This is a genomic window from Vibrio sp. 10N.261.52.A1 (assembly GCF_002876325.1).
Taxonomy (GTDB): Bacteria; Pseudomonadota; Gammaproteobacteria; order Enterobacterales; family Vibrionaceae; genus Vibrio; species Vibrio chagasii.
Genome location: NZ_MCYD01001350.1, coordinates 1 through 1,079, shown reverse-complemented (window position 1 = coordinate 1,079; position 1,079 = coordinate 1). Strand labels below are relative to the sequence as shown.

Annotated in this window: 1 protein-coding gene; it reads right to left on the bottom strand. The window is 44.7% G+C overall.

What is annotated here, in order from left to right:
- Positions 1–47: 47 nt before the first annotated feature.
- Positions 48–968 (bottom strand): LysR family transcriptional regulator, encoded by a 921-nt coding sequence (locus BCT81_RS27645; protein ID WP_080566522.1) that lies wholly within the window; start codon positions 966–968, stop codon positions 48–50.
- Positions 969–1,079: the final 111 nt, after the last annotated feature.

The window sequence follows — 1,079 nt, the reverse complement described above, 5'->3', positions numbered from 1 at the left end:
AGCATACTTTTTCCATATGGAAATTATATTTATAGATTTGGAAACAGTTAACGATGCAGTTCGACGCACGTTTTTAGGTTTTCATCCCAGTACGTCGGCGATCCAATATGATCTTTGATGAACTCAATCACCGCAGAAAGCTTCTTCGGCATGTTCTTTCGACTCGGATATACAGCATAGAACGGCATCAGCTGACTCGCTCTCCATTCCGGCAAAACTTGGATTAATTTACCCGTTCTGAACTCTTCCTTCACTAAGTAAGTGGCTAAGTAAGCTACGCCCCACCCTGATACCGCTGCGTCTCGAACTGCCTCAGCTAAATCCACCGAGTAATCCCCAGCTACTTTTACACTGAGGTTCTCTTGCCCATTATCAAACGCCCACGATGTGTAGTCTCGCTCTCGGCTACGATAGATAAGGCAGTTGTGGTCAATCAGATCCGATGGTACGTGCGGTGTCCCGGCTTTAATCAGATAATCAGGCGATGCGGCTACCACAAACTGACTATCTGCTAATCGCTGCGCAATGTACCCTTCAGGCAAGTCTTCGTTATTGGTGATCCAAAGATCCAGACGCTCTTCAATCATATCCACTTTATAATCGAACAGGTGGACTTCGATTCTCAATTGAGGGTACAACTGTCTAAGCTCATCAATCGCAGGAATGATATGTAAAGTGCCAAATGACTGCGACAGCCCAACACGCAGTATTCCAGAGATATCGTCACGCTGGCTATCCATATCCATTTGAGCGGCTTTTACCGTGTTAAACAGTTGCTCACAGTGCTGATAGAATACTTCTCCCGCTTCCGTTAACGTTAGGCTGCGTGTGGTGCGTTGTACCAACTTGATACCAATAGAGTCTTCAAGCAAAGCAACTTGTTTGCTGATATGAGACACCGAAACGTTCAAGCTTTTCGCAGCACTGGTAAAGCCATCATGCTTAATTAGTGCATGGAATATCACCATCTGTGCAGCTCTATCTGTTAACACAAGACCACCTTCTTAAAACTCTAAAATATAAAATCAAAAAGGACTCCGAAGAGTCCTTTAGTTCGTTCTGCCTATGGTAGGCCAAAT